Raw genomic sequence first — 26075 nt, 5'->3', positions numbered from 1 at the left:
ATTGGGCAAGACGAACTGATGATCCCTAGGATGCGTCGGTGACGATCACCAGACGACGACCGACGGCCCGGGCCGCGGGTCTGCTGGCAGCCATGGCGATAGCCGCCGGCGCGCTGCTCAGCGGACTCCCCGCCCACGCCGACGAACCGACCGGCGGCACGGCCGCCGCCACCGAGGCGCCCAAGGTCGACCTCGTCCTCGACGTCAGCGGCTCGATGCGGGCCGCCGACATCCAGGGCAAGACCCGGATCTCCGTCGCCCAGCAGTCGATCAGCGACGTGATCGACGCGCTGCCCGCCGAGACCGAGTTCGGCATCCGCACCCTGGGCGCGACGTATCCCGGCAACGACAAGGCGGAGGGCTGCAAGGACACCAAGCAGCTGTACCCGGTCGGCAGGACGGACAAGCTGGAGGCCAAGACCGCGGTCGCCACCCTCCGGCCCACCGGCTGGACGCCGATCGGCCTCGCGCTGCGCGGCGCCGCCCAGGACCTCGGCAACGGACCCACCACCCGCCGGGTGGTGCTGATCACCGACGGCGAGGACTCCTGCGCGCCGCCGGACCCGTGCGAGGTGGCCCGTGAACTCGCCGCCCAGGGCATCAACCTGGTGGTCGACACGCTCGGCCTGGCGCACGACGACAAGACCCGCCAGCAGCTGCTGTGCATCGCCAACGCGACCGGCGGCACGTACACCGACGTGCGCTCGCAGCAGCAGCTCACCGACAAGGTCAAGCAGCTGGTCGACCGGGCCGGCGAGACCTACAAGGTGACCCCGGCCAAGGTCGCCGGCACCGACACCTGCCCGGACGCCCCGGTGCTCTCCCCCGGCGTCTACAGCGACCGCGAGAAGTTCTCCGAGCACCGGGTGTACCGGGTGCCGGTGCAGCCCGGCCAGGAGCTGCGGGCCTCGGTCAGCGTCACCCCGGACCGGGCGGTCGCCCGGGACTACGGCGTGCTGCTGCTGGCCACCGACACCGCGGGGCAGGAACTCGTCCGCGGCACCGACGCCGGCAGCGGCCGGACCGACGTCGCCTCCACCGGTGTGCGCTGGTCGGCGCCCGCGGGCGGGAAGTCCTCGCCGACCGCGACGACCGCCACCGCCACCGCCGGCGCGGCCGGGGCCGACGGCCACCAGGTCTGCCTGATCGTCAGCAACGCCTTCGCGCCGCAGGCCGGCGTGCAGGCCGACCCGGGTCTGCCGCTGGAGCTCACGGTCGCCGTCACCGCCGCCTCGCCCGCCCCCGACGGGCCGGCGATGGGGCTGGGCCGGGGCTGGATCCTGCTGCTGGTGCTGACCCTCGCGGGCCTGCTGGCCGGCCTGCTGTTCGGCTGGCTGGCTCGCTGGCGGATCGCCGTCTGGCGGGAGAACTGACGATGCGTGGAATGACGATGCGTACGACCGCGGCCGGCGCCCTCGCGCTGGGCGCCGTGCTGCTGGCCGCTCCGGCGGCCGGGGCGGCCTCGCCTACCCCCTCGCCGTCGGCGAGCGGGGCGAAGACCCCGGCCCGGACGGCCGGCACCACCTTCCTGACCGCGACCGCGCTGGCGCCCGGCCAGGACGCCTCGGTGGACGCCTCCACCGGTGACTACCTGTACTGGGCGTTCGGCGCGTCCGAGGGGCAGACCCCCACGGTGGGCGTGACCGTGACGCTGCCGCCGTCCGCGGACCGGCACGGTGCGCAGACCTGGTCGGTGGAGGTCTTCGACGGCCTGCGCCGCCGCCAGGCCTGCACCGCGGGCCCGCAGAACGCCACCGGCGCCGCCTCGGCCGCCGCCCTGTCGCTGAGCTGCACGCTGCGGCAGGTCCGGTCGTGGGCGGAACCGTGGTCGGGAGACCCGCTGCCGGGCACGTACTACGTGCGGCTCTCGGTCGGCGACGTGCCGCAGCAGGACCTCGGCCTGGCGGCCCAGGTCCGGGTGCACGTCGCGGCCAAGGGCGGCGCCGACGACGCCCAGCCGGAGGGCGGCTCGCTGAAGGCGCCGCTCGTCCCGCCGGTGAACGCGGGCTCGACCGCCGCGCCGGGGGCCGCGGCCTCCCCGACGGCCACGGCCTCGGCCTCCGCCTCGCCGGCTCCGGGCACCGCCCAGGTCGCCGCGCCCGCCGCGGCCGAGTCGCACTGGTACTCCGACCTGTTCTCGGGCTGGAACACCCGCTGGTTCTGGACGGTCGGCGGCGGCGCGCTCGCCGCACTGGCCGGCGTCTGGGGCTACACGCTGACCCGCCACCCGCGCGGGCGGCGGCCGGCCGCTCCCGCCCCGGCGCGGGCGACCATCCCCCACCAGCCGACGCCCCAGCAGTACGACCAGTACCGCGACTGACGGCCCCGGCACCCGGCGAACCACGAAGGGGCCCGGCCGGACGACTCCACGTCGTCCGGCCGGGCCCTTCGGCGTGCGTGCCCGCGCTCAGCCGACCGGCAGTGCCGCCGGGCCGGGCTCCAGGGTGCGGACGGCGGCCACCAGCGGTGCGAGCTCCGGACGCCGCCCGGCCGCGTCGAGGGCCTCGCGCAGCGCGTGGTCGTTGGTCGGGCGGGCCAGCTCCAGCAGGGCGCGGCCGGCGTCGGTGACGTCGGTGTAGATGCCGCGGCGGTCGGTCGGGCAGAGGTAGCGGGCGAGCAGGCCGCGGTCCTCCAGCCGGGTGACCAGGCGGGTGGTCGCGCTCTGGCTGAGCACCACGGCGTCGGCGAGCTGGTTCATCCGGTAGTGGCCGCCCTCGCCCTCGTGCTGCGCGCTGAGGACGTCGAGAACGGAGAACTCGCGCACGCTCAGCTCGTGCTCCGCCTGGAGGGCGCGCTCGATGTGCGCCTCGATCCGGCCGTGCAGGGCGGACAGGGCGCACCAGCCGTGGGCCAGAGCCGGCTCGGGTCGCGTCATGGGGACCACCCGTTCCCTTCGCAGTCGTGTGGTCCCAGGGTAGCTCCACATCGAAATAGCCCGCGCTTGCAACTAAACGCGTCTGCAATTAATGTCGAAGCCGGTAGGAGCTCACCGCAACGGCCTGCGGCCGGGCTCGCACGCACCAACCCGGAAGGCCACCCCCATGCCTCTCGCACTACTGGCGCTGGCGATCGGCGCCTTCGGCATCGGCACCACGGAATTCGTGATCATGGGCCTGCTGCCGCAGGTCGCCGAGGACTTCGGCATCTCCGTCCCGACCGCCGGGCTGCTCACCACGGGCTACGCGCTCGGCGTCGTGGTCGGCGCGCCCCTGCTCGCCGTCCTCGGCACCCGGATCCCCGCAAGCGGATGCTGATGCTGCTGATGGGCCTGTTCGTGGCGGGGAACCTGGTCACCGCGCTCGCCCCGACCTTCGGCCTCGTCCTCACCGGGCGGATCATCGCCTCACTCGCGCACGGCGCCTTCTTCGGCATCGGCGCCATCGTCGCCGCCGACCTGGTCGCCCCCAGCCGGAAGGCCGGCGCGATCGCCCTGATGTTCACCGGCCTGACCGTCGCCAACGTCGTCGGCGTCCCGCTCGGCACCCTCGTCGGCCAGCAGATCGGCTGGCGGGTCACCTTCCTGCTGGTCGCGGCCCTCGGCGTGATCGGCCTCGCCGGCATCGCCGCCCTCGTCCCCGGCACCCCGGCCGCCGACCGGGCCCCCGGCCGGACCGCGGGGAGCGTGCGCCGCGAACTGGCCGCCTTCCGCAACGTCCAGGTCGTCCTCGCCATGCTGATGACCGTGCTCGGCTTCGGCGGCGTGTTCGCCGCCGTGACCTACATCGCCCCGATGATGACCGGCGCCGCCGGCTACGCCGAGGGCTCCGTCACCTGGCTCCTCGTGCTCTTCGGGCTCGGCATGGTGGCCGGCAACCTCGTCGGCGGACGCTACGCCGACCGCCGGCTGATGCCGATGCTCTTCGTCACCCTCGGCTCGCTGGCCGCCGTCCTGGCGGTGTTCTCCTTCACCGCCCACGACAAGGTGCTCGCCGCGATCACCATCCCGCTGATCGGCGCCCTCGGCTTCGCCACCGTCCCGCCGCTGCAGAAGCGCGTCCTCGACCAGACCGGCGACGCACCGACCCTGGCGTCGGCGGTCAACATCGGCGCCTTCAACCTCGGCAACGCGCTCGCCGCCTGGCTGGGCGGCGCCGTCATCGCCGCCGGCCTCGGCGTCACCGCGCCGAACTGGGTCGGCGCCGCCATGGCCGCCGCGGCACTCGCCCTCGCGGTGCTGTCCGCCGCCCTGGAGCGCCGCTCCTCCGCCGTCGCCGGCGCGACCGCCGAGACACCCGCCGGTACGCCCGCCGACCGGCCCGCGGCCTCGCCGCGAGTGCCCGTCCGGACCTGACCGCCGCAACCCGCCCCCGCCGCACCGCCCATCGACCCGCAACCCGCGCACCCCGATCGACCCCCACCCCCGACCCCCGGGAGCACCCATGACCACCCTCACCACCCACGACGCCGACCGCCTGATCACCGCGGCCCACCGGGCCGCCGCCGAGCAGGGCGTCCGGATCTCCGCCACCGTGCTCGACGCCGGCGGCCACCTGCTGGCCTTCCGCCGCGACGACCGGGCCGTGCTGATCGCGGGCGAAACCAGCACCCGCAAGGCGTACACCGCGCTCCAACTGGACGCCCCCACCGCCGACCTCGTCGAGGCCGTCCAGCCCGGCGGCCCCTTCCACACCCTGCCCACCGCCCTCGACCGGCCCCTGCTGTTCATCGCCGGTGGGATCCCGCTGCACCGCGACGGCCGCCTGGTCGGCGCCCTCGGCATCGGCGGCGGCGCGCCCGCCCAGGACCACGGCTTCGCCACCGCGGCGGCCAAGGCCGCCGCGCTCGACTGATCCGCGCGGCACACCGCAGGGGCGCCACCCGGCCGCGGGTGGCGCCCCTGCGGCATGCCCGCGCGGCCGGGTCCCCCGGGGCGCTGCGACACGATCTCCACGGACAGTTGACGGATCGTCACCGCATCGGCTTGCCTTGGCTACGTCACGAGCACGGAGGGTGACCGCCCGTCCTCCGGCTCATCCGCCGTCCCCTCGGAGAGACCGTGCGCCTGCGCCTGCTCCTCGCCCCGATCGTCGCCGCCGCCGCGCTGGTCGGGCCCGCCGTCCCCGCCGTCGCCGCACCCGCGGTTCCGGGCCCGGCCGCCCTCGCCCCGGCGTTCACCCGGACGACCCCGGCCACCGAGTGCTCGGCAACCTTCCACGACGGCGACCCGCACCTCGGCCCCGCAGAGCTCCCGACGGCCGGGCCGGTCGGCCGCGAGCTGTTCGGCTACCGGCGCACCGGTGGCCTCGACGAGCAGAAGTTCCTCGCCACCTACTACAGCCCCACCGCCGACTCCGGCTCTCCGGGCTGGATCTACCCGCCCGCTGACGGCTACGTCCGGCGTCCGGACGGCACCCCGGTCGAGTTCACCGCCACCCTCGTCCCCGGGCAGGCCATCGACCGGTACGGCAGTGAGTACGGCAGCTTCCTCGCACCGGAGGGCCTGCCGTACGCCTCCCGGTCGATCCCGCCGCAGAGCCTGGACGGCACGCCCGCCGCGGGCTGCAACTACCACGACTACCGCGTCCTGAAGCCGTTCACGGTGCACTCGGGTCCGATCGCCCCGTGGTTCGCCCAGCCCGGGTACGGCCTCCAGTACCAGTTGGACGGCACTCTCGTCCCGGATGCCCCCACCAAGATCAACGTGCTCTGGCTGGTCGGCAACGGGTACCTCGCCCGCCTGATCTGAGCACGCCCCGGAGCGGCCGGCGCCGGACGCCGACCGAGTCGGCCACTCCGGCGGCCCGCACCACCGACGCAGCACGGAAGGGCCCGACCCGATGGACGACGACACGATCCTGGTGACCGGCGCGACCGGCGGTCTGGGCCGCGAGGTGCTGGCCCGGGCCCGCCGCACGGGGCGGCCGGTCCGGGCGCTGACCCGCAGGGCGGCACTGCCGGACGATCCGGGCGTGGCCTGGTTCACCGGCGACCTCACGACCGGGGCCAGCCTGGACGCGGCGTTCGCCGGGGCCGGCACCGTGATCCACTGCGCGAGCGACACCCGGCATCCCAAGCACGACATCCCGGGCTTCCACCACCTGCTGGCGGCGGCGGAACGGGGCGGGACCCGACACATCGTCAACATCTCGATCGTGGGGGTGGACCGCATCCCGTACGGCTACTACCGCGTCAAACTGGAGGGCGAACGGCTCCTCGCCGCCTCGGGGACGGGCTGGACAAACCTGCGCGCCACACAGTTCCCCGAACTGCTCGACAAGGCCTTCACCGTGCTGTCCAGGCTGCCGGTGATGCTCGTCCCGGCCGGTGCGCTCTGCCAGCCGGTCGACCGGGGCGAGGTCGCGGACCGACTGGTCGAGCTGGCACTGGAAGCCCCGGCCGGCCGCGTCCCCGATCTGGCCGGGCCCGTCGTCCAGCGGCTCGACCGGATGGCCGCGGGCTGGCTCCGGGCGGCCGGCAAGCGCCGCCCCGTGCTCGCCGTGCCGCTGCCCGGCAAGCTCGGCGCCGGGTTGCGCGCGGGCGCCCTGACCTCCCCGCCCGCGCGGTGGGCCGACGGACGTGGGAGCAGTACCTGGCCGGGAAGGCCTCCCGCTGACCCTCGTGGGGCAATCTGCTGGTCCGGCAGGACTCGAACCTGCGACACGCCGCTTTGGAGACGGCTGCTCTGGCCAACTGAGCTACGAACCAGTGCGTCGCCGAGGAATCGAACCTCGCCATCCCGAAGGAGCAGGGGTTACAGCCCCGCTTGCGTCCCAGCGCTCAACGCTTGTTGATGCCACGATCGTAGGAACCGGCACCGGGTCGAGGCGAGCGAATATCGGCGGCCGACGCGTGGTCGGGCGGCGTGCCGGTCATCGCGTCCTCACCCGCGCCGAGCTCCGGCACCGTGCCGCACCCCGCCACAAGGCCGCACCGCAGCCGCCCGGCGACAGTGTTCTCCGATTCGTCCCACGCGCTGCGGCGTGCCGGGGCATCCTCGACCCATGGCATCCCCGCGGGACATGGTCGAGCGGCTGCGCCCGCTGGTCGAGGCACATCGCGACCGGCGGCAGGCACCGGTCCGCTTCCGCCCGCAGACCTGGCATCCGTGGCTGGAACCCCACGCGGCGGCACACGTGCTCGCGCTCGGCGCCCGGATCGGCGGTGCCGGGCACGGCGACCGCCTGATCAGTCGTGACGACCTGGCGGCGCTCCGGCAGGAGGCGACCGGCAACGAACCCGACCGGCTCCGGGACCTGTTCGTCGCGGTCATGATCTGGGGCTCCGGGACGACCAACGGACGGGGGCCGCGGTACACCGCTGACGCGCTGTCCGATCCCCGCCTGCCGCACGTCCTCCGGACGACCCGCAGCGCCGTCCGCGCCGGCCGGTTGAGCGCGGCCTACGACGGGTTCGCCCTGCGCGGGGTGGGACGGTCGTTCTTCACCAAGTGGTTCGCCGCCGTGGACGACCGCGGCGAGGGGACGAGTACGCCCTGATCCTCGACAACCGGGTCTTCCGCACCCTCAACGCGCTCGGCTGGACCAGCATCGAGGCGGCGGGCACCCGCCATCGGCCCACCCGGTACGCCGCCTACGTGCAGGCCGTGCACACCTGGGCCGGGCCCCTGGACGTACCGGCGGCCTGGCTCGAATGGCTGCTGTTCGACCTGAACGGGGAGGTGCCGACACCATGACGGCCGCTCTCCGCCGCGCCGGTCGGCGCCCCCTGGCCCCGGGAACCGTCAACGCCTGCCGCACGAACGGCCAGAGGCCCTCCCGGTCACCCGGGAGGGCCTCTGTGTTGGGTGGAGCTGAGGGGATTCGAACCCCTGACCCCCTCGATGCGAACGAGGTGCGCTACCGGACTGCGCCACAGCCCCAACGAGAAGGAACTCTATCACCTCCGGGGACCCGTCCGTGACCGTCGTCGGGCGGGTCCGCCGAGGTCATTCGTTGGCGGCCCGGGGGCGGGTGGTGAAGCCCGTGTCGTGCGCCGCAGCGCCCTCGGGGGCCGCGTACTGGTCGAAGAGCGGGGTCTTCCGCTCGGCGGCGGGGCGGCCGGAGTCGCGGACGCCGGGGCCGGAGAGGTCGAGGCCGCGGGTGACCCGGGGGCGACCGGCGCCGTGACGTAGGTCGGGAGCGGGACGGGCACGGGCTCCCAGGAGTCCGGGCCGGCTCCGGCGCGCTCGCGCATGCCGTCGACCCACTCCTCGTGGTCGGTGGCCTCGGCCAGGGCGGTGGCCGGCGAGGCGGCCGGCTCGTCGTGGCGGGACGGGTCGACCGCCAGCCGCAGGTGCGGCCGGGCGGCGGGGTCGCCGGGGTGGACCGCGTCGTGGCGGACGGCCCGGGCGGGTGCCTCGACGGGCTCCCCGGCCGGCCGGGTGCCGACGGGGTCGGCCGACCGCCGCTGCTCGCGGGCGCGCAGCCGATCGGCGGCCTGGGCCGCCCGGACCCGGTCGATCTTGACTTCGTAGCGCTGGCGCTCCAGCCGGCGCAGGTGACCGATGTAGACGGTGAGCAGGACGGCCGGCAGCGCGGGCACCCAGATGAAGGCGAAGCCCGCGACGGCCGCCACGACGGCGCCGACCGCGAAGGCGAGGAAGAGGGCGGTGACCATCCGCCGGCGCCGCGCGAGCAGGCGGGCCCGCCGTTCGGGCACCGGTCGGTCACCCGCGGGCCGGTCACCGGAAGTGCGCTCGGCGGCCGGGCGGTCGTCCGCAGGGTGCTCGCCGGGGGCGGCGGCGTGCTCGGGGGCCGGCCGGGCAGCGGACTCGGGGCGCTCGGCGTCCGACCCGGCCGTTCCTGCCGTGCCCGCCGCGCCTGCTGCTTCGACCGCCTCGACCGCTGCGGGCGCAGGCCCGTCCGCGGCCGCGGCGCCCGGCTCTTCGCCGGTCGGGTCGTCCGTGTCCGTCGGGTCGCCGTCGGATTCGTCAGCGAGGGAGCGGGATGCGCGCCGTTCCAGCGCCGAACGGCCTGCCAGCAGGCGGATCGCGGTACTGAAGCGTTCCGTCGGACGCGACTCGTTGAGCTCGTCCTGCCTGCGGAGCCACATCGGCACCAGATAGGCGGCCCAGGCTCCCACGATGACCGCGTAGATAAGGCCGCTACTGCTCACGATTCACACGGTACGGGGGCGGACGGAGCGGTGGCAGCAATTTGGTGCGGCGTGTCGTGTGATCAAGCTGATTCTCCGACTAATTTGCCGGTGTTTGCCACCACTCGACCCGGGGGCCGATGCCATATCGATATCTTATTCGAACAGATATTCAATTATACCCGCGGCGACTGCTTCTGACGCCGCGCCAGCGCCGCAGCATGCCCTCCGGAACCTCTTCGGCCGTGAGCGCGTACACGAGATGGTCGCGCCAGTCGCCGTCGATGTGGAGATAGCGCGGCCGCATTCCTCCTCGCGGAAACCGAGCTTTTCCACCACCCGCCGGCTCGGGCCGTTCTCCGGGCGGATGCACACCTCCAGCCGGTGCAGACCGAGCGTGCGGAAGCAGTGGTCGACGGCGAGCGCCACCGCGGTCGGCATGATGCCCCGCCCGGCCACCTCCTCGTCGACCCAGTAGCCGACGTTGGCGGAGCACATCGAGCCCCAGGTGATGCCGCCGACCGTCAGCTGGCCGACCAGCCGGCCGCGGTAGAGCACCGCGAAGGGCAGCATCCGGCCCGCCGCGGCCTCGCCGCGCAGGTAGCGGACCATCTGCCGGTAGCTGGGCCGGGACGCGCCCACCCGGCCGGCCGGTGCCGGCGGCACGGTGGCCTCCCAGCGGCGCAGCCAGTCGCGGTTGCGGCGGTTGGCGTCCTGCCAGGCGCGCTGGTCGCGGACCCGGATCGGGCGGAGCACCACGTCGCCCTCGGTCAGTTCGACCGGCCAGCCGGCGTTCAGTGCGGGCCTCCCGCCGGACGTCCGTGACCGGCGTCCTCGGGCCCGGGGCCGACGGGCCGGTCGGGACGCGGGTGGTCGCCGCCGCGGAGCTGGTCGACGGCGTGGGCGAGCAGCGGGGTGAGGACGGCCAGGCCGTCCTTGACCCCGCCGGTGGACCCGGGCAGGTTGACGATCACCGTCCGTCCGGCGAGGCCGGCCAGGCCGCGCGAGAGGGCCGCGGTGGGCACCTTCTCCCGGCCGTACGCCCGGACGGCCTCGGCGATGCCGGGGATCTGCCGGTCGATGACCCGGGCGGTCATCTCGGGGGTGAGGTCCATCGGGGAGATGCCGGTGCCGCCGGTGGTGAGGACGACGTCGTAGCCGGCCGTCACGGCCTCCCGCAGGGCCTGCTCGACGGGTTCGCCGTCGGGCACCACCCGGGGGCCGTCCACCGCGAATCCCATCGCGCGCAGGCCTGCCACCAGCAGCGGGCCGCCGCGGTCCTCGTACACGCCGGCCGAGGCGCGGTTGGAGACGGTGACCGCCAGTGCCCGGCCCGCCGGACCGTCGACGGTCACCGGGTCTCCTCGCGCGCCCAGTCGCCGCTCTTGCCGCCGGTCTTGGTGAGCACCCGGACGTCCTCGATGGCGGCGGCCTTGTCGACGGCCTTGACCATGTCGACGACGGTGAGGCCGGCGACCGCGACGGCGGTGAGCGCCTCCATCTCGACGCCCGTGCGGTCGGCCGTCCGCACGGTGGCGGTGATCTCGACGGCCTCGTCGGTGACCGCGAGGTCGACCGTGACCCCGGAGATCGCGATCGGGTGGCAGAGCGGGATCAGCTCGGGCGTCTTCTTGGCACCCATGATCCCGGCGATCCGGGCGACCGCGAGGGCGTCCCCTTGGGCACGCCCTCGCCGCGCAGCAGCTCGACGACGCGCGGGGCGACCCGGACCCTGCCGGCGGCGACCGCGGTGCGCACCGTCGCCGTCTTCTCGGAGACGTCGACCATGCGGGCGGCGCCGGTGTCGTCGACGTGGGTGAGGCGGTCGCCGGGGGTGTGTCGGTCACGGGTCTGCTCCAGTGGCGCGGGTCGAATACCGCGCTACCGTACAACCCCGCCCCGCCTACTCCGTGAGAAGGACCACAGCCACGTCGGCGCCGGCCTCCGTCGAGGTGGTGTCCTCGGGCACGGTGATCAGACAGTCGGCCTGCGCGAGGGCCCCGACCAGGTGCGATCCCTCGCCGCCGACCGGCGTCACGGTGCCGGCCGCCGCGCTGTAGCGGCCCCGCAGGAACTGCCGCCGCCCGGCCGGGGAACGCAGCGCCGCGGTGCAGCGGGCGCGCACCACCGGACGGTGGATGTCGGGTTCGCCGAGCATGGTGCGGATCACCGGGCGCACGAACAGCTCGAAGGAGATGTAGGCACTGACCGGGTTGCCGGGCAGGGCGAGCAGCGGCACGCCGCGGCCCTCGCCGATCCGGCCGAAGCCCTGCGGCTTGCCGGGCTGCATCCGCAGCCGGCGGAAGTCGACGCCGCCGTAGGACTCGAAGACCTCCTTGACCACGTCGTAGGCGCCGACGCTGACGCCGCCGCTGGTGACGATCAGGTCGGCGTGGCCGAGCTGGTCCTCCAGGACGCCGCGGAGCACCGCGGCGTCGTCGGGCACGCCGCCGAACCGGACGGCGACGGCGCCGGCCTCCCGGGCCGCGGCCGTCAGGGTGAAGCTGTTGGAGTCGTGGATCCGGCCGGGGCCGGCGGTCTCGCCCGGCTGGACGAGCTCGCTGCCGGTGGAGAGCACCACGACGCGCGGGCGGGGCCGCACCCGGACGGTGCCGCGGCCGATGGCGGCGAGCAGCCCGAGCTGGGTGGGGCCGAGCACCGTCCCGGCGGCCAGCACGCCCTGGCCGGCGGTGACGTCGCTGCCCCGGCGGCGGATGTGGGCGCCCTCGGCGACCGGGCGCAGCACCCGGACCTCCTCGTCGGCCACCGCGGCGGTCATGGTGTCGGCGGCGCGGCCGGTGCCGGTGCCGCCGTCCGTCCACTCGACGGGGGCGACGGCCTCGGCGCCGGGCGGCACCGGTGCGCCGGTCATGATCCGGGCAGTCTGGCCCGGCCCGACCTTGGGGAGCTCCCCGGCGCCGGCGGCGATGTCGCCGACGACCGTGAGCACCGACGGGTAGGTGTCGGTGGCCCGTGCGGTGTCGGCGGTGCGGACGGCGTAGCCGTCCATGGAGCTGTTGTCGAAGGGCGGGAGGTCGACCTCGGCGGTCACGTCCTCGTCGAGCCGGCAGCCCTGGGCGTCGAGCAGCGGGAGCTCGACCGGGGACAGCGGTGCGACGTGGGCGAGGACGTCGGCGAGGTGCTCGTCGACCGTCCACATCCGTGGCCCGGCCGGGGCCGTGCGAGGCACCGCGGCCCCGGCGTCGTCGCAGCAGGGGTCGTTCGCGGGGCCCGCGCTCGTCATCGCCTCACTCGCCTTCGTGGTGGGTCAGCTCTGCATCTCGGTGGCGACGAACTCCTTGAGCCAGCCGCGGAACTCGGGGCCCAGGTCCTCGCGCTCGCACGCCAGCCGGACGATGGCGCGCAGGTAGTCGGCGCGGTCGCCGGTGTCGTAGCGGCGGCCCTTGAACAGGACGCCGTGGACGGGGCCGCCGACGCTGTCGTCGCGGGCGGAGAGCTCGCGCAGGGCGTCGGTGAGCTGGATCTCGCCGCCGCGGCCGGGCGGGGTCTCGCGCAGCACGTCGAAGACGGCCGGGTCGAGGATGTAACGGCCGATCACGGCGTAGTTGGAGGGCGCGTCCTCGGTGTCGGGCTTCTCGACCAGGTCGGTGATCCGGAAGACGTCGTCGCCGAAGCCGTTGGGCTTGACCGCGGCGCAGCCGTAGAGGTGGATCTGCGCGGGGTCGACCTCCATGAGGGCGACGACGGAGCCGCCGAGCTCCTGCTGGACCTCGATCATGCGGGAGAGCAGCGGGTCGCGCGGGTCGATCAGGTCGTCGCCGAGCAGGACGGCGAACGGCTGGCCGGCGACGTGCTGCTCGGCGACCAGGACGGCGTGGCCGAGGCCCTTGGGGTCGCCCTGGCGCACGTAGTGCATGTTGGCGAGCTGGACGGACTCCTGGACGCGGCGGAGCCGGTCGTGGTCGCCCTTGCGGGCGAGCAGCTCCTCGAGCTCGTAGGCGCGGTCGAAGTGGTCCTCCAGCGCGCGCTTGTTGCGGCCGGTGACCATCAGTATGTCGGACAGGCCCGCGGCGGCGGCCTCCTCGACGACGTACTGGATGGCGGGCTTGTCGACGACCGGCAGCATCTCCTTGGGCGTCGCCTTGGTCGCGGGCAGGAAGCGGGTTCCCAGGCCGGCGGCCGGTACGACGGCCTTGGTGACGGGGGTGCGGGCGTTCGTCTTCGTCATGGGTCGACCTTACTAAGGCGATTTAGCGCCCACTGAGAGCGAGGTGAATCGGGTCTTAGACCCCGTCCCGTGCGGCGACCGTGGCGGCAGCGGCAGCAGCGGTGCGGGCATGGCCGGCCGAGGTGAGGGTGGCCCCGCCGACACATCCGGACACACTACCGGGCGCGGCGGGCTGCTCCGACGGCCCGGCCGCGGCGTCCGCCGGGGCGCCCCGCCAGCAGTCGCCGCCGGCCTGCCGGGCCTCGCCGAGGGCGCGGTCGGCGGCACGGAGCAGCAGGGCGGCGTGGCCGCCGTCCCGGGGCATCACGGCGATCCCGATGGTGGCGGTGAGGCCGTTGTCGCGGCCGGCGCCGTGCTCGGCGGCGCGGAGCCGGGTGTGGCCGGGGGCGGGGGCGGGGGCCGACCAGTCGAGCAGCCGGTGGCGGCGGACGGCCCAGCAGAGCCGCTCGGCGACCTGCGCGGCGCCCTCGGCGCCGGTGTCGGGGAGCAGCACCACGAACTCCTCGCCGCCGTACCGGCCGAGGGTGTCGGAGCGGCGGATCTCGACGGCGAGCCGCTGGGCGAGGTCGCGCAGGACGGCGCCGGCCCGGCTGCGGCCGTGCTCGGCGACGACGGCGTCGAAGCCGGCGATCTCCAGCATGAGCAGGGCGAGCGGACGCTTCTCGTCGGCGCTCTCGGCCCGCCGGGCGCGTTCGATCTCCTTGTCGAGGGTGATCTGCAGGTGGCGGTAGTTCCACACGCCGGTCAGCGGGTCGCAGGAGGCGGTGCGCTGGAGTTCGTCGCGTTCGCGCTGGAGTTCGCCGATCTCCCGGCGCAGCGCGGACTCCCGCCCGGCGGCAGCGGCCGCGGCGCGGCGCAGCCGCAGGCCGAGCAGCCCGGCGCCGGCCAGCGCGGGGCGGCGAGCGCCGCGAGGGCGTCGACCAGGAGCGGGGTGGACATCCGGCGCCTTCCGCGTGTCAGGCTCGGGGCACCGATCGGTGCCGAGCTGTGGGGAACTCTTGACTGCCAATCCATTGCACAACGAGAAGACCGCACTGAGGTCACGCCTGCTGGCGGAACGGCGGGCCATGTCACCCGATCGGCGGGCAGCGGCGGCCGCGGCACTGGCCGGGCACGCGGCCGGGCTGGCCGATCCGGGCGGCACCGTGGCGGCGTACGTGTCGGTGGGCGGCGAGCCGGGCACCGGGCCGCTGCTGGACGCGCTGGCGGCCCGTGGGGTGCGGGTGCTGCTGCCGGTCCTGCTGGCCGACAACGACCTGGACTGGGCGGCCTACGACGGACCGGGCGGGCTGGCCCCGGCGGGCCGCGGCCTGCTGGAGCCGACCGGCCCGCGGCTCGGCCCTGAGGCGGTCTGCGGGGCCGGGCTGGTGCTGCTGCCGGGCCTGGCGGTGGACCGCGGCGGATTGCGGCTGGGCCGCGGCGGCGGCAGCTACGACCGGGTGCTGGCCCGGCTGGCGGCGGCCGGGGCGCGGCCGCGTCTGGCCGTCCTGCTGTACGAGCACGAGCTGCTGGAGACGGTGCCCGCCGAGCCGCACGACCGGCCGGTGGACGCGGTGGTGACGCCGTCGGGACTGCACCGCCTCGGCGGGCAGCAGACGTGGGGCCCGGCGCGGGCGTAGGCCCCGGCGCGGGCGGACACGCCGGAGGGGGCGCGGTCGCCCGCGCCCTCCGGTGTGCGACCGGTGGCCGGGTCAGCCGGCCGTGAGCGTCATGGTGTGCGTGGCGCCCTGTTCGACGGCCTTCGCGGAGAAGGCCCAGGGCAGCAGCTGCCCGCTCGCCCAGAGGTCGGTCTGGTCGTTGTAGTTGGCGTGGAAGGCATGGCCGGAGGCGCCGCCGACGTTGATCCAGCGCGAGGCGTCGAAGTCGCTGAGGTCGACGACCATGCGCATCGAGGGGATCCAGTCGACCTGGTAGCCGGCGGCCGCGTTCCAGCCCGCGGCGTTGACCGCGGCGCTGGAGCCGGAGAGCCGGTAGGGGCCGCGGTTGAGCAGCTTGTGGACGAGGCCGGAGGCGATCGAGGAGTCGTCGCTGCCGAGCGTCGTCTCCTTGAGCGTGAGGGTGTGCAGGCGGCCCCACGTCCAGGTGGAGACGGACTTGCCGAGGTAGGCGGTGAGGTCCTGGCGGGCGTTCTTCATCGCCTGGGCCAGCAGGTTGTTCAGGCCCTGCTGCGGAATGTGGTCGGAGTCGATGTAGTCCCACCAGCTGCTGTCGGGCTTGGTGAGCTGCTGGCGGACGACCTCCATCCAGCGGTCGCCGCCGTCCGGCTGGGCCTGCGAGGGCTTGCGGGTGCCGCATTCGGTGACGGGCTTGACGGTGTTGTTGAGGGCGTCGTCGGGCAGGTTCGAGTTGGCCTTCTGGCGGACCAGCAGGCAGTCGCCCTCGGCGCGCATGTCGGCCGGCAGCTTCTGGCCGAAGGCCAGGGTGAGCAGGGCCCGCCAGACGCCGTTGTAGTAGGCGGCGGCGGCCGAGTCCGCGTCCTGCTGGTAGTTCCAGTCCTTCAGCAGGTCCTGGGCCTCGCGCACGTACGGGTCGTTGATCTTGATCTTGAGCAGCATCGGCACCAGGGTCTTGGCCATCACGCTGGTGTTGTCCAGCTGCATGGTGCTCATGTCGGACGGCGAGATCTTGCCGCCGTTCTTGAGCTTGCCCTCGATGTCGTCGGTGATCTGCTTGGCCCGGGTGCCGTACTCCCAGTCGGTGGTCAGCAGGGGCTTGTACGTGCTGTCGACCACGGCCTGGTTGGCGGTGACGATGTAGCCGGCCGGCGGGTTGTAGACGTACGGCAGCGCCGTGAAGGGGAGCGGGTTCTTCTTCCAGTCGTACGCGGAGTCCCAGCCGGGGGCCGGGAAGCGGCCGTCGCCCTTGCCGCGGACGGGGATGACACCGGGCGCCTGGTAGCCGATGTTGCCCTTGGTGTCGGCGTAGATGAGGTTCTGGGCGGGGACGGCGAAGTCGGCGGCGGCCTTGCGGAAGCCCGTCCAGTCGGCCGCGCGGTCGAGCTCGAAGACGGCGTCCATCGTCGTGCCGGGGGTGAGGGCCGTCCACCGGAGGGCGACGCCGTAGCCGCTGGCGCGGTCCGGGGCGGCGTTTCCGGTGGGCGCGTAGGTGCCGACGTTCTGCTGTTCCGTGGACTGGTCGGAGATCAGCGGGCCGTTCTCGGTGGTGCGCACCGTGATGGTGCGGTCGGCGCCGCCGGCGACCTTGATGGTCTCCTTGCGGGTCGTGAACTTCACGTCCTGGCCGTCGCGCAGGTAGGTGTCGGGGCCGGTGACCTTCTCCAGGTAGAGGTCGGTGACGTCGGCGCCGAGGTTGGTGAAGCCCCACGAGATGTTCTGGTTGTGGCCGATGACCACGCCGGGCATGCCGGCGAAGGTGAAGCCGCTCACGTCGTAGCCGCAGGCGGGGCCGACGGTGCGGCAGTGCAGGCCCATCTGGTACCAGACCGACGGCATGCCGGGGCCGAGGTGCGGGTCGTTGGCCAGCAGCGGCTTGCCGGTGGTGGTGTGGTCGCCGTCGACGACCCACGAGTTGGAGCCGATGCCCTGGCCCTGCGGGCCGAGCAGCTGCGGCATCGCGGCCATCCGGTCGGTCACGCCCTTGAGCAGCGCCTCGGCGGTGGCCCGGCCCTGCGCGGTGGACCCGGAGGACGTGGTGGCACCGGAGCCGCCCTGGCCGGCCGGCTTGTAGGTGGTGCCGTCCGCGCTGAGGGTGCCGGTCTGCACGATGGTGCCGTTGCGGTCGTACGGGTAGTCCGGGTACAGCTGGTCGACCTGCTCCTTGCTGAAGTTCTGCGAGAGCAGCGAACGGTCGACCTCCTCGGTGAGGTTCCCGGAGAGGTTCCAGGCCATCGCCTTGAGCCAGGCGACCGAGTCGACCGGGCTCCAGCGCTGCGGCTTGTAGCTGCTGTTCTGGGTGCCGAGCAGGGCGTACTCCAGGGAGGCGCCGGCCCCGCCCGGGTGCTCGGCGAGCCAGGCGTTCACACCGTCGGTGTAGGCCTGCAGGTACTTCTTGGTCTCGGCGGAGAGGACGGTGTCGTACTCCTGCTGCGCGACCCGGTACCAGCCCATCGTCCGCAGGAAGGCGTCCGTCTCGACCTGGCCGGAGCCGAACATCTCGGAGAGCCGGCCGGAGGTGATGTGGCGCCGGACGTCCATCTCCCAGAAACGGTCCTGGGCCTGCACGTAGCCCTGCGCGCGGAAGAGGTCGTCGGAGGTGTCCGCGTACAGCTGCGGGATGCCCTTGTCGTCGCGCTTCACGTCCACCGGCGCGGACATCCCGGCGACCCGGACGGTGCCGGTCACGTCCGGGAAGGACGAGCGCACGGTGTGCACCGCCCACCAGCCGCCGCCGCCGAGCCCGACGATCAGCAGCACGATCAGCACGGGCACGATCAGACGGGCGCGCCGGAACTTCTTCGAGCGGGGCATCTGGGTCCTTGGCTGGGTGGTGGCGGCCGTGACAGGTCACCACATTAGGGCGGCTCAGCCAGCGGGCGTGCACCGGGGACGCCTGCGCTGGATCAGGGGGACGATACCGGGCGAAGATGACCGTGGACGACGGCGGAGGACCATCGTCAAAGATCAGGTAAAATGTTGGACCGAGTAACGAATCATCAGCCGCTCCCTCCCTGCCGAGGTGCCCCTGCGTGACCGTCGACCGCCTGAACACGTTCCTGCTCGAGTTCTCCGTGATCCTTCTGGTCGCGGTGGTCGCCGTGCGCTTCTCCACCCGCTCCGGGCTCCCCAGCCTCCTGATCTACCTCGGCATCGGCGTCGCGCTCGGCCCGAACGGCCTGGGCTTCGCCTTCCACAACGCCGAGCTCACCCAGGTCCTCGGCTACGCGGCACTGGTGGTGATCCTCGCCGAGGGCGGCCTCAAGACCAGCTGGCGTTCGATCAAGCCGGTCATGCCCGCGGCCGGCGTCCTCGCCACCGTCGGCGTCGTGATCAGCGTCCTGGTCACCGCTGCCGGCGCACACCTGCTGATCGACCTCGACTGGCGGACGGCCCTGCTGCTGGGCGCCATCGTCTCGTCCACCGACGCCGCCGCGGTCTTCTCCGTGCTGCGGATGGTGCCGCTGCCCCGCCGCCTCACCGGCCTGCTGGAGGCCGAGTCCGGCCTCAACGACGCGCCGGTGGTCATCCTCGTCGTCGCCTTCGCCACCACCGGCCCGCTCGACCCCTGGTACGTCCTGGCCGGCACGATCATCGCCGAACTCGCCATCGGCGCGGCGGTCGGCTACGCCGTCGGCCGACTCGGCGCGTACGCGGTGAAGCACGTCGCCCTGCCGTCCTCCGGCCTCTACCCGATCGCGGTACTGGCGCTCACCGTGCTGGCGTACGCGGGCGGCTCGCTGCTGCACGGCTCCGGCTTCCTGGCGGTGTACACCGCCGCCGTGATCCTCGGGAACTCCAAGCTGCCGCACGGCCCGGCCGTCCGCGGCTTCGCCGACGGGCTGGCCTGGATCGGGCAGATCGGCATGTTCGTCGTGCTCGGCCTGCTCTGCACCCCCAGCCAGATGGGCTCCGCGGTGGTGCCCGCCCTGGTCAGCGGGGCGGTGCTGGTCTTCCTCGCCCGCCCGGCCTCGGTGGTCGCCGCGCTGACGCCGTTCCGGATCCCCTGGCGCGAGCAGGCGCTGCTCAGCTGGGCCGGGCTGCGCGGCGCGGTGCCCATCGTGCTGGCGACCATCCCGATGGTCGCCGACGCACCCGGGCCCAGGAGGTCTTCAACATCGTCTTCATCCTGGTCGTCGCCTTCACCCTGCTCCAGGGCCCGACCCTGCCGCTGGTCGCCCGGTGGCTGCGGATCGGCGAGGGCGACATGGGCCAGGACCTCGGCATCGAGTCCGCGCCGCTGGAGAAGCTGCACGGTCACCTGCTGTCGGTCGCCCTGGCCCCCGGCTCCCGGATGTCCGGCGTCGAGGTCGGCGAGCTGCGCCTGCCCAAGGGCGCCGCCGTCACCCTCGTCGTCCGCGAGGGCAGCAGCTTCGTCCCCGACCGCACCACCATCCTGCGGGCCGGCGACGAACTGCTGGTCGTCACCACCGAGGAGGTCGGGGACGCCGCCGAACGCCGGCTGCGCGCCGTCGACCAGGGCGGCAAGCTCGCCGGCTGGCTGCGCGGAAAGTAGCGGGGCGCCGCGGGTGGTGGTGCTGGCGGCGGGCGCTGCGGGTGGTGGCGGGCGCTGCGGGTGGTGGTGCTGGCGGCGGGCGCTGCGAGTGGTGGCGGGCGCTGCGGGTGGTGGTGCTGGCGGCGGGCGGTGGCGGTGATGTCGGCTCCCGCCGCCGGCCGGCCTGGCATCGGCTGTGATCCGGGCTACTCCTGGCTTGCATCGGCAGCCCGGTTTCGCCGTCTGCCGTACAATCGAGCGGTGCGGATCGATCCGTACCTGCACCATCCACACGCATGACACCCGCAACATCTGCCTGATGCAGAGTTGGCGCGACCGCTCGGCGGCCGCGGTCCGCAGCACACAGCCTGACGCCGGCCCCCGCTTCCACCCCTCGGGCCGGCCCCGGACCCGGTAACAACCCCGGTCGACGCGCGAGAGGACGACTCTCGGCGCCGTCGGGGCCCACCCGCACCCCGGCGCGCTACCAGGCAGCAGGAAGGACCGACCGTGACGGCCCGCCGAACGGTCGACAACCCCATGCCCGCCGCGCCCGGAACCACCCATGGACCGGCAACCGCCGGGCCCACGGCCACCGGGCAGACCGTCCCCGGACCGGGGACAACCGCCGCACCCACCGCGCCCGCCGCACCCGCCCGGGTCGGCTACGGTGCGCTGCTGCGCACCCCCGGCGCCTGGACGTTCCTCGTCCCCGCCTTCGCCGCCCGCCTGCCGTACGCCATGCTCACGCTGGGCATCGTGCTGCTGGTCCTGGACACCCACGGCTCGTACGGGACGGCCGGCTCCGTCGCCGCCGTCTCAGCCGTCGCCCAGGCCCTGGTCGGCCCGCAGACCGGCCGCCTCGCCGACCGCTACGGCCAGTCCGCGGTGCTGATCCCCAGCATCGCGGTGCACGCGCTGTCGGTGGGCGCACTGATCGCCCTCGCCCTCGGCCACGCACCGGTCTGGGCCCTGTTCGCGGCGGCCGCGCCGGCCGGCGCCAGCGTGCCGCAGATCGGCGCCATGGTCCGGGCCCGGTGGGTCTCCCGGCTCTCCGACGCCCCGGCGACCCTGAACACCGCGTTCGCCTTCGAGTCGGTCACCGACGAGTTCACGTTCGTGATCGGCCCGGTCCTGGCCACCGCGATCGCCACCACCGTCACGCCCGCGGCCGGTCTGATCGCCGAGGCCGCGCTGACCGTCGCCGGCGGCCTCGCCTTCGCCGCCCAGCGCCGCACCGCGCCCACCCGGCACCCGCGGACCGCCGGCTCCCGCAGCGCCTCCGCGCTCGCCTCGCCCGGCGTCCGCCTGCTGGCCGCCTCGTTCCTGGGCGTGGGCACCGTCTTCGGCGCCATGCAGGTCTCCGTGACCGCCTTCGCCGAGTCGGTCGGCCGGGCCGGCGCCAGCGGCATCGTGTACGGCGTCTTCGCCGGCGGCTCGATGCTGGCCGGCGTGCTCTACGGCCTGGTGGCCTGGCGTCGCCCGGCGCAGCAGCGCATGCTCGGCTGCTACGCGCTGCTCGTCCTCGGCTGCTCCACCCTGTGGGCGATGCCGAACCTCGTGGCGCTGGCGGTCGCCGCCCTGCTCTGCGGCCTGGCCATCGCACCGACCCTGATCACCGGCTACACCCTGGTCGAGACGCTGGTCGCGGACGGCGCCAAGACCGAGGCCTTCACCTGGCTGACCGGCGCCATCGGCCTCGGCCTGGCGATCGGCTCGACCGTCGCGGGCCGGCTCATCGACTCCGGCGGCCCCTCCGTGGGCTTCCTGGTCCCGGTGGCCGGGGCCGGTCTCGGGCTGATCGGCCTGGTGGCGCTGCGCCGCCTGCTGGTCGCCCCGCAGACCCCGGCGCCGCTCTCCGTCGACGGCCCGGCCACGGGCGCGGGCACGGCTGCGGACAGGCCTGCGGACACGGCTGCGGACACGGACGGACGGGCGGCTTCGGCTCCGGGTGGGGCTCCGGCTCTGGCCGTGGGTGCGACGGCTGGTCCGGCCGGCCGGACCGGCGAACGGACCGGCGGCCGAAGCGACGGGCGAACCGGCGGGCGGACGGCGGACGCGGTGCTGCCGCGCCACGCCGAGGCCGCGCCGGGCACCGGAGCGGACGGCGGAGCGGAGCTGGTCGGGGCCGGAGCGACGCGCGGCTGAGGTATCTCACACCCGGCATCGCTGGACTGTTCCAGCGGAATGCCGCATCATGGACGATCGTTAGCACTCATAAGGCGAGAGTGCCAGGAGGAAGCAAGTGCCCACGTACCAGTACCAGTGCACCGAGTGCGGCAGCGGCCTCGAGGCGGTGCAGAAGTTCACCGACGATGCGCTGACCACGTGCCCCGACTGCCAGGAAGCTCCGCAAGGTCTTCTCCGCGGTGGGCGTCGTCTTCAAGGGCTCGGGCTTCTACCGCACCGACAGCCGGTCCTCCTCCAGCGGCTCGGTCGCCGGCGGTTCGTCCGCCACGTCCACCCCCGCGGCGGCTCCGGCCTCGTCGTCCTCGTCCTCGTCCTCGTCCTCGTCGTCGTCCTCCGCGGGCTCGTCGTCCTCGACGGCCTCCGCCCCGGCCGCGAGCTGACGCACCCTGCCGGCCCGAAAGGCCCGGTACCACCACCGCGAGGTGGGGTACCGGGCCTTCGTGCGTGCGGCTGCGGTCCGGGTGGCCCCGGCGCGGACCCGGCATGGCCCCGGTCCGGCCTGGGCACCGAGGTTCCCTGTGGCCCCGGCATTACCTCGTTCAGGGGACGAAAGTTATCCACACCCCCGGGTTGTCCACAGCCTGGAGGCGGTCTTCCGCCCGGCTCGGATGCGCACCGCATCCTGATCTCCGCGGCGCCGCTCGGAGTGCCGCGGAGACATTCCGACGGAAGGCCCCGACCATGGCCCAGCTGCTGCCCGACGCCCTCGGCACCCCCGGGGCGCCCGACCTGCCCGCACCGCTCCGACTGCCGATGCCGGCCCAGATGCCGATGCCGACCCCGATGGTGCCGTCGACGGCGCTGCCGGCATCCGTCGCCGCAGGCCGCTGCACGACCCCGCCCGCGCCCGCCGTACCGCCCCGCCGTGCGGTGCCCGACTTCCCGCCGATCCGGCGCGGCGCGGGCGGCAGACACCGCCTCCAGCAGGCCGTACGGCATCGACCCGGCTTCCTGGCCACGGGCCTGCTGGCCGCTGCCACCGCGCTCAGCGCGGGCCCGCTGCGCCCGGCACCTCCCCCGCCGGCCGCGGCCCCGCCGGTGGCGGCCGAGAGCGGCACCGCCCCGCGTTGCACCGGCACCGCACCACCCGTGCACTGACCCTCCCGCGCACGCCCTGGGGCGCCCCAGGGCCGGGTCCGGCCCGTCCGCCCGATCCTGTGCGCCCAGCCGACGTCGTCCCGTGCCCAGGATTTCGCCCGTAACCGGAACGCGTCACTGTCGTTCAGCGCGACATGAAAGGCTTCAAGGATTTCCTGCTGCGCGGCAATGTCATCGATCTCGCCGTCGCCGTCGTCATCGGCGCGGCATTCACCAACGTCATCAATGCGTTCGTCAAGGGCATCATCAACCCGATCGTGGGGCTCTTCGGCACGAAGGACCTCGCCCTCTACCGCTCCTGCCTCAAAGGCCCCTGCACCCTGGCCTCCGACGGCACGGTCTCGTCCGGCGTCTACATCCTCTGGGGCGAAGTCCTCAGCGCGGTTCTGCAGTTCGTGATCACGGCGGCGGTGGTCTACTTCATCTTCGTCCTGCCGATGATCCACTTCCTGGCCAAGCGGAAGACCACCGACGAGGCCGCTCTGGAGGCGGAGGCCCAGGAGGTCATGCTGCTCACCGAGATCCGCGACGCACTCATCCGTCAGCGCTGACCCCAGGCGGCACCCGGCGGGCGACCCTGCCCGCGGCGGGCTACTCCCCGTGGTGGGGCGGGCGCTGGCTCAGGTACCAGTCCAGGCCTCGGCCGCCGGCCCCGCCGGGCCGCTCGCCCCACCCGCTGTCCGTGTCGTCGCTGGTCTGGCGATCCAGCGGGTCGTCGAAGACCAGCCTCGTCGCACCGGGCTTCGGCTCCACGACCGTCTCCGGCTCCCCACCCTGTGCGGGCCGCGCGCCGTCCTGCTCACCCATACGTCCTGCCTCCCACTCTCTCGACCGCAAGCGTAGGGCTCCACGGCTCGACGGCTCCACGCCTCCACAGCCCCACGGCAGCCGACCCGACCGGCCCGGTACCGGAGAACGTGTGCAGTTCCGGCACCGAGCCTCCGGCTCACGCCGCCTCGAAGCCCGCGTGGTCGGCGATCTTCTTCAACTCGGCCAGCGCGTGCTTCTCGATCTGGCGGATCCGCTCACGCGTCAGACCGTGCTGCTTTCCGACCTCGGTGAGCGTCCGCTCGCGACCGTCCTCCATCCCGTACCGGGACCGGATGATCGACGCCGTCCGGTCGTCGAGCCGGCCGATGAGGTCGTCCAGCTCCTCGCGACGGAGCATGACCATCACGGCATCCTCCGGCGACACGGCGCCGGTGTCCTCGACCAGGTCGCCGAACTGGGTCTCGCCCTCGTCGTCGACCGCCATGTTCAGGCTGACCGGGTCGCGCGCCCAGTCCAGCACGTCCTTGATCCGCTGCTCGGTGGTGTCCAGCTCGGCCGCGATCTCCGACGGGTCGGGCTCCCTGCCCAGCTCCTTGGCCTTCTCCCGCTGCACCCGCCGGATCCGTCCGAGCTCCTCCACGAGGTGGACGGGCAGCCGGATGGTGCGCGACTGGTCGGCGATCGACCGCGTGATCGCCTGCCGGATCCACCACGTCGCGTACGTGGAGAACTTGAACCCCTTGGCGTAGTCGAACTTCTCGACCGCCCTGACCAGGCCTGCGTTGCCCTCCTGAATGAGGTCCAACAGCGGGAGCCCGCTGCGCGGGTACCGGCGGGCCACCGCGACCACCAACCGGAGGTTGGACCTGATGAAGACGTCCTTGGCGCGCTCGGCGTCGTCGGCTATCGCCTCCAGTTCGTCACGCGTCACACCCGCGGGCACCTCGTCGTCGTCCAGCAGGTGCTGGGCGTACACGCCCGCCTCGATGCGAAGCGAGAGCTCGACCTCCTCGGCAGCGTCGAGCAGAGGCGTCCGAGCGATCTCGTCCAGGTACATGCCGACGAGGTCACGGTCGGCCTCAAGGTTGGTCGGGCGGGCCGAGCGAGTCCGGGCGGCCTTGTCGCGTACGACGGCACGGGTGGCCATGCTTGCTCCCTTGCTGGATAGCCGGGTGGGGCGGCGATGCCCGCGCGGGGCTGCGCTGCTCATAGAGATGCGGGCCTCATGGAGGCTCACACGTAACGATCCAACGCACAGAAAAGGGACAACATTCCCAAGACACTCAGATTTTCTCGCACTATGCAGTATCCTGCCGGTTTTCACCGGGGTGGTCAGCAGAACGTCACCGACTGCACACCCTGAGACTCCGACCGCGACTCTGCGGCCCGCCTCACCCCTATCAACGAACAACACCGCGCGATGGCACCAACCCTGCACAAAAGATGCCGAATCGCTATCCCGCCAAGGCCGCACAGGCACTCCCGCCGGGGAATGTGAAGGCCATGCACCCGCCGGCCGCCACCGCCCGCGCCGCTCGCCGGCGACCGGCCCGGCACGCCCTGGCGGGCATCGGCTGCGCGATGCTGTTCCTCGGACTGCTCACGCTGGTCGAGCGGCACTGGGGCCCGCTCGCCCGCCTCGACCGCCACTGGATCGAGGGGCTGCACAGCTACGCCCGGCAGCACACCGCATGGACGGCCGCCATGCAGACGCTCACCGACATCGGCGGTCCGGTCACCCTGCGCGTGGTGGCGCTCGCGGTGGCCGCCTGGCTCTGGATCGTGGGTGCCCGCACACTGTCCTGCTGGACCTCGACACAGGCGCTGCTCGGCTGGGCCTCGGCGGCGGCACTGCGGAGTGTGATCGGGATGCCCCGGCCGCGCTTCGCCGACCCGGTGTCGCATGCGAGCGGAGGCTCGCTCCCCTCCGACCACGCCATGGCCTCGGCGATCACCTGCGCCGCACTGGCCGCACTGGTCTGGCCGGTCTCCGGCCGAGCACTGCGGATCGGGGCCTGCACGGTCGCCGCCCTCACGGTCTTCGCGGTCGGCTGGAGCCGGATCGCCGTCGGCGCGGAGCGCCCGAGCGACGTCCTGGCCGGCTGGCTCGCCGCAGCGACCACGCTCGGCCTGCTCACGGCCGCGGTCGAGCTGTGGCGCCCGGGGGCCTTGGTGCGCGACTTGGCCACCGTCAACCGGCTCACCCGGCCACGGGTGCAGCGCGTGTTCGTCCGCGGCACGGGTCCGGCGCGACCCTTCGCCGAGGACACCGAAGGCACCGCGGACGACGAAGGCGCCGAGGACGACGAAGGCGCCGAGGACGACGAGAGCAGCACGAACAACGGAGGCAGCGCCGGCCATGCCCCGGGCCGGCCGGGGGCAGGAGCCGACCCGGGCCGATCGACCGACCGCGAGGACGGCGACGGCCTGGCCGTCCGGCGCGCCCACCGGAGCGGCCCCCTGGGCGGGCAGCACCTCTAGCTGACATGCAGTGAGAAAGGTCACATGTCGCGCGGGAGATCCATCGAAGGGAGGGGCGGAGCGATGGTCGATCAACCCGAACGGGGCGATCACAAGGCGGACATAAGGGTTCTGATCGTGACAATCCATCACGCTCCTCGCGCCTCGGACCGTCGAGGCACCGATATCCTCCGTTCACGGAGAGCTGTCCTCCACGACACCGGTC

General features: G+C 73.8%; 17 protein-coding genes, 2 tRNA genes and 8 pseudogenes. 14 read left to right on the top strand and 13 right to left on the bottom strand.

All coding sequences use genetic code 11. The features are described 5' to 3' along the window. The first annotated feature begins 92 nt into the window (after positions 1 to 92). Both ABEB13_RS23940 and ABEB13_RS23935 read left to right on the top strand, forming a co-directional pair. On the top strand, positions 93 to 1373 hold the full coding sequence (locus tag ABEB13_RS23940; RefSeq protein WP_345709799.1) for a VWA domain-containing protein: 1281 nt from the start codon (positions 93 to 95) through the stop codon (positions 1371 to 1373). An 11-nt stretch (positions 1374 to 1384) separates the two neighbouring features. Further along, positions 1385 to 2320, top strand: a complete 936-nt coding sequence (locus ABEB13_RS23935; RefSeq protein ID WP_345707131.1) for a peptidase — start codon at positions 1385 to 1387, stop codon at positions 2318 to 2320. A gap of 87 nt (positions 2321 to 2407) precedes the next feature. Here ABEB13_RS23935 and ABEB13_RS23930 read toward each other — a convergent pair whose 3' ends face one another. Then, positions 2408 to 2875: a MarR family winged helix-turn-helix transcriptional regulator gene (locus ABEB13_RS23930; RefSeq protein WP_345707130.1), complete on the bottom strand. Its 468-nt coding sequence runs from the start codon at positions 2873 to 2875 to the stop codon at positions 2408 to 2410. Between the two features lie 166 nt (positions 2876 to 3041). Between ABEB13_RS23930 and ABEB13_RS23925 the strand changes: the two are divergent. The 4 genes and pseudogenes from ABEB13_RS23925 to ABEB13_RS40725 all read left to right on the top strand — a co-directional run. Next, a pseudogene (locus ABEB13_RS23925) lies at positions 3042 to 4291 on the top strand (MFS transporter). Between the two features lie 88 nt (positions 4292 to 4379). Next, positions 4380 to 4790: a GlcG/HbpS family heme-binding protein gene (locus ABEB13_RS23920; protein WP_345707129.1), complete on the top strand. Its 411-nt coding sequence runs from the start codon at positions 4380 to 4382 to the stop codon at positions 4788 to 4790. 206 nt (positions 4791 to 4996) lie between these two features. Beyond that, positions 4997 to 5686 (top strand): TNT domain-containing protein, encoded by a 690-nt coding sequence (locus ABEB13_RS23915; RefSeq protein ID WP_345707128.1) that lies wholly within the window; start codon positions 4997 to 4999, stop codon positions 5684 to 5686. A 91-nt stretch (positions 5687 to 5777) separates the two neighbouring features. Next, positions 5778 to 6188: pseudogene (locus ABEB13_RS40725) on the top strand (SDR family oxidoreductase); the annotation flags it as partial. A gap of 383 nt (positions 6189 to 6571) precedes the next feature. Here the strand turns inward: ABEB13_RS40725 and ABEB13_RS23910 are convergent. After that, positions 6572 to 6645 (bottom strand) — tRNA-Trp (locus ABEB13_RS23910). A gap of 296 nt (positions 6646 to 6941) precedes the next feature. Between ABEB13_RS23910 and ABEB13_RS23905 the strand changes: the two are divergent. Further along, positions 6942 to 7633: pseudogene (locus ABEB13_RS23905) on the top strand (8-oxoguanine DNA glycosylase OGG fold protein). 112 nt (positions 7634 to 7745) lie between these two features. On the opposite strand, the gene ABEB13_RS23900 reads toward ABEB13_RS23905, so the two are convergent. The 8 genes and pseudogenes from ABEB13_RS23900 to ABEB13_RS23865 all read right to left on the bottom strand — a co-directional run bounded on the left by ABEB13_RS23900 (position 7746) and on the right by ABEB13_RS23865 (position 14231). Next, positions 7746 to 7819 (bottom strand) — tRNA-Ala (locus ABEB13_RS23900). A gap of 17 nt (positions 7820 to 7836) precedes the next feature. Then, entirely contained in the window at positions 7837 to 9054 is a 1218-nt protein-coding gene (gene sepX / locus ABEB13_RS23895) for a divisome protein SepX/GlpR (RefSeq protein WP_345707127.1), read from the bottom strand. Between the two features lie 151 nt (positions 9055 to 9205). Then, a pseudogene (locus ABEB13_RS23890) lies at positions 9206 to 9831 on the bottom strand (GNAT family N-acetyltransferase). Further along, on the bottom strand, positions 9828 to 10388 hold the full coding sequence (locus ABEB13_RS23885) for a MogA/MoaB family molybdenum cofactor biosynthesis protein (protein ID WP_345707126.1): 561 nt from the start codon (positions 10386 to 10388) through the stop codon (positions 9828 to 9830). The pseudogene ABEB13_RS23890 and the gene ABEB13_RS23885 overlap by 4 nt, the downstream one beginning before the upstream one ends. Then, positions 10385 to 10821, bottom strand: a pseudogene (gene moaC / locus ABEB13_RS23880) (cyclic pyranopterin monophosphate synthase MoaC). Before moaC ends, ABEB13_RS23885 begins: the two are co-directional and overlap by 4 nt. 115 nt (positions 10822 to 10936) lie before the next feature. After that, positions 10937 to 12277 (bottom strand): molybdotransferase-like divisome protein Glp, encoded by a 1341-nt coding sequence (gene glp, locus ABEB13_RS23875; protein ID WP_380231671.1) that lies wholly within the window; start codon positions 12275 to 12277, stop codon positions 10937 to 10939. A gap of 24 nt (positions 12278 to 12301) precedes the next feature. After that, positions 12302 to 13222, bottom strand: a complete 921-nt coding sequence (gene galU / locus ABEB13_RS23870; RefSeq protein ID WP_100888848.1) for a UTP--glucose-1-phosphate uridylyltransferase GalU — start codon at positions 13220 to 13222, stop codon at positions 12302 to 12304. 55 nt (positions 13223 to 13277) lie between these two features. Beyond that, on the bottom strand, positions 13278 to 14231 hold the full coding sequence (locus ABEB13_RS23865) for a GGDEF domain-containing protein (RefSeq protein ID WP_345707125.1): 954 nt from the start codon (positions 14229 to 14231) through the stop codon (positions 13278 to 13280). Between the two features lie 4 nt (positions 14232 to 14235). Here ABEB13_RS23865 and ABEB13_RS23860 point away from each other — a divergent pair, with 4 nt between their 5' ends. Next, positions 14236 to 14841, top strand: a complete 606-nt coding sequence (locus ABEB13_RS23860) for a 5-formyltetrahydrofolate cyclo-ligase (RefSeq protein WP_380232566.1) — start codon at positions 14236 to 14238, stop codon at positions 14839 to 14841. 72 nt (positions 14842 to 14913) lie between these two features. On the opposite strand, the gene ABEB13_RS23855 is transcribed toward ABEB13_RS23860, so the two are convergent. Continuing rightward, complete coding sequence (locus tag ABEB13_RS23855) at positions 14914 to 17649, bottom strand: penicillin acylase family protein (protein WP_345707124.1); 2736 nt, start codon at positions 17647 to 17649, stop codon at positions 14914 to 14916. 218 nt (positions 17650 to 17867) lie between these two features. Between ABEB13_RS23855 and ABEB13_RS23850 the strand changes: the two are divergent. The 5 genes and pseudogenes from ABEB13_RS23850 to mscL all read left to right on the top strand — a co-directional run bounded on the left by ABEB13_RS23850 (position 17868) and on the right by mscL (position 23169). Then, positions 17868 to 19351 (top strand): annotated as a pseudogene (locus ABEB13_RS23850) (potassium/proton antiporter). Positions 19352 to 20008: 657 nt separating this feature from the next. Next, a pseudogene (locus tag ABEB13_RS23845) lies at positions 20009 to 21229 on the top strand (MFS transporter); the annotation flags it as partial. A 346-nt stretch (positions 21230 to 21575) separates the two neighbouring features. Further along, positions 21576 to 21900: pseudogene (locus ABEB13_RS23840) on the top strand (FmdB family zinc ribbon protein). A 301-nt stretch (positions 21901 to 22201) separates the two neighbouring features. Beyond that, complete coding sequence (locus ABEB13_RS23835; RefSeq protein ID WP_345707123.1) at positions 22202 to 22618, top strand: hypothetical protein; 417 nt, start codon at positions 22202 to 22204, stop codon at positions 22616 to 22618. 134 nt (positions 22619 to 22752) lie between these two features. Next, the gene (gene mscL / locus ABEB13_RS23830; RefSeq protein WP_345707122.1) at positions 22753 to 23169 is read left to right on the top strand and encodes a large conductance mechanosensitive channel protein MscL; all 417 of its coding nucleotides are present in this window, start codon (positions 22753 to 22755) and stop codon (positions 23167 to 23169) included. A gap of 40 nt (positions 23170 to 23209) precedes the next feature. On the opposite strand, the gene ABEB13_RS23825 is transcribed toward mscL, so the two are convergent. Further along, positions 23210 to 23425 carry a hypothetical protein gene (locus tag ABEB13_RS23825; RefSeq protein ID WP_345707121.1) on the bottom strand — a complete coding sequence of 72 codons (216 nt, stop codon included), beginning with the start codon at positions 23423 to 23425 and terminating at the stop codon, positions 23210 to 23212. A 139-nt stretch (positions 23426 to 23564) separates the two neighbouring features. After that, positions 23565 to 24536, bottom strand: coding sequence for a sigma-70 family RNA polymerase sigma factor (locus tag ABEB13_RS23820; protein WP_345707120.1), 972 nt, complete (start codon positions 24534 to 24536; stop codon positions 23565 to 23567). 296 nt (positions 24537 to 24832) lie between these two features. On the opposite strand from ABEB13_RS23820, the gene ABEB13_RS23815 reads away from it, so the two are divergent. Further along, a complete protein-coding gene (locus tag ABEB13_RS23815; protein WP_345707119.1) occupies positions 24833 to 25870 on the top strand; it encodes a phosphatase PAP2 family protein in 1038 nt (345 codons plus the stop codon). Positions 25871 to 26075 lie beyond the last annotated feature (205 nt).

This window comes from Kitasatospora paranensis (genome assembly GCF_039544005.1).
Classification (GTDB): domain Bacteria; phylum Actinomycetota; class Actinomycetes; order Streptomycetales; family Streptomycetaceae; genus Kitasatospora; species Kitasatospora paranensis.
This window is presented reverse-complemented; position numbering and strand designations above follow the sequence as displayed.

Bases quoted from the DNA above. Each gene is read 5' to 3' on its own strand.
- ABEB13_RS23825 (WP_345707121.1), bottom strand. From the start codon at position 23,425: ATGGGTGAGCAGGACGGCGCGCGGCCCGCACAGGGTGGGGAGCCGGAG.
- ABEB13_RS23815 (WP_345707119.1), top strand. From the start codon at position 24,833: ATGCCGAATCGCTATCCCGCCAAGGCCGCACAGGCACTCCCGCCGGGG.
- ABEB13_RS23920 (WP_345707129.1), top strand. From the start codon at position 4,380: ATGACCACCCTCACCACCCACGACGCCGACCGCCTGATCACCGCGGCC.
- galU (WP_100888848.1), bottom strand. From the start codon at position 13,222: ATGACGAAGACGAACGCCCGCACCCCCGTCACCAAGGCCGTCGTACCG.
- ABEB13_RS23820 (WP_345707120.1), bottom strand. From the start codon at position 24,536: ATGGCCACCCGTGCCGTCGTACGCGACAAGGCCGCCCGGACTCGCTCG.
- ABEB13_RS23855 (WP_345707124.1), bottom strand. From the start codon at position 17,649: ATGCCCCGCTCGAAGAAGTTCCGGCGCGCCCGTCTGATCGTGCCCGTG.
- ABEB13_RS23940 (WP_345709799.1), top strand. From the start codon at position 93: ATGGCGATAGCCGCCGGCGCGCTGCTCAGCGGACTCCCCGCCCACGCC.
- glp (WP_380231671.1), bottom strand. From the start codon at position 12,277: ATGACGAGCGCGGGCCCCGCGAACGACCCCTGCTGCGACGACGCCGGG.
- ABEB13_RS23835 (WP_345707123.1), top strand. From the start codon at position 22,202: ATGGCCCAGCTGCTGCCCGACGCCCTCGGCACCCCCGGGGCGCCCGAC.
- ABEB13_RS23935 (WP_345707131.1), top strand. From the start codon at position 1,385: ATGACGATGCGTACGACCGCGGCCGGCGCCCTCGCGCTGGGCGCCGTG.
- ABEB13_RS23930 (WP_345707130.1), bottom strand. From the start codon at position 2,875: ATGACGCGACCCGAGCCGGCTCTGGCCCACGGCTGGTGCGCCCTGTCC.
- mscL (WP_345707122.1), top strand. From the start codon at position 22,753: ATGAAAGGCTTCAAGGATTTCCTGCTGCGCGGCAATGTCATCGATCTC.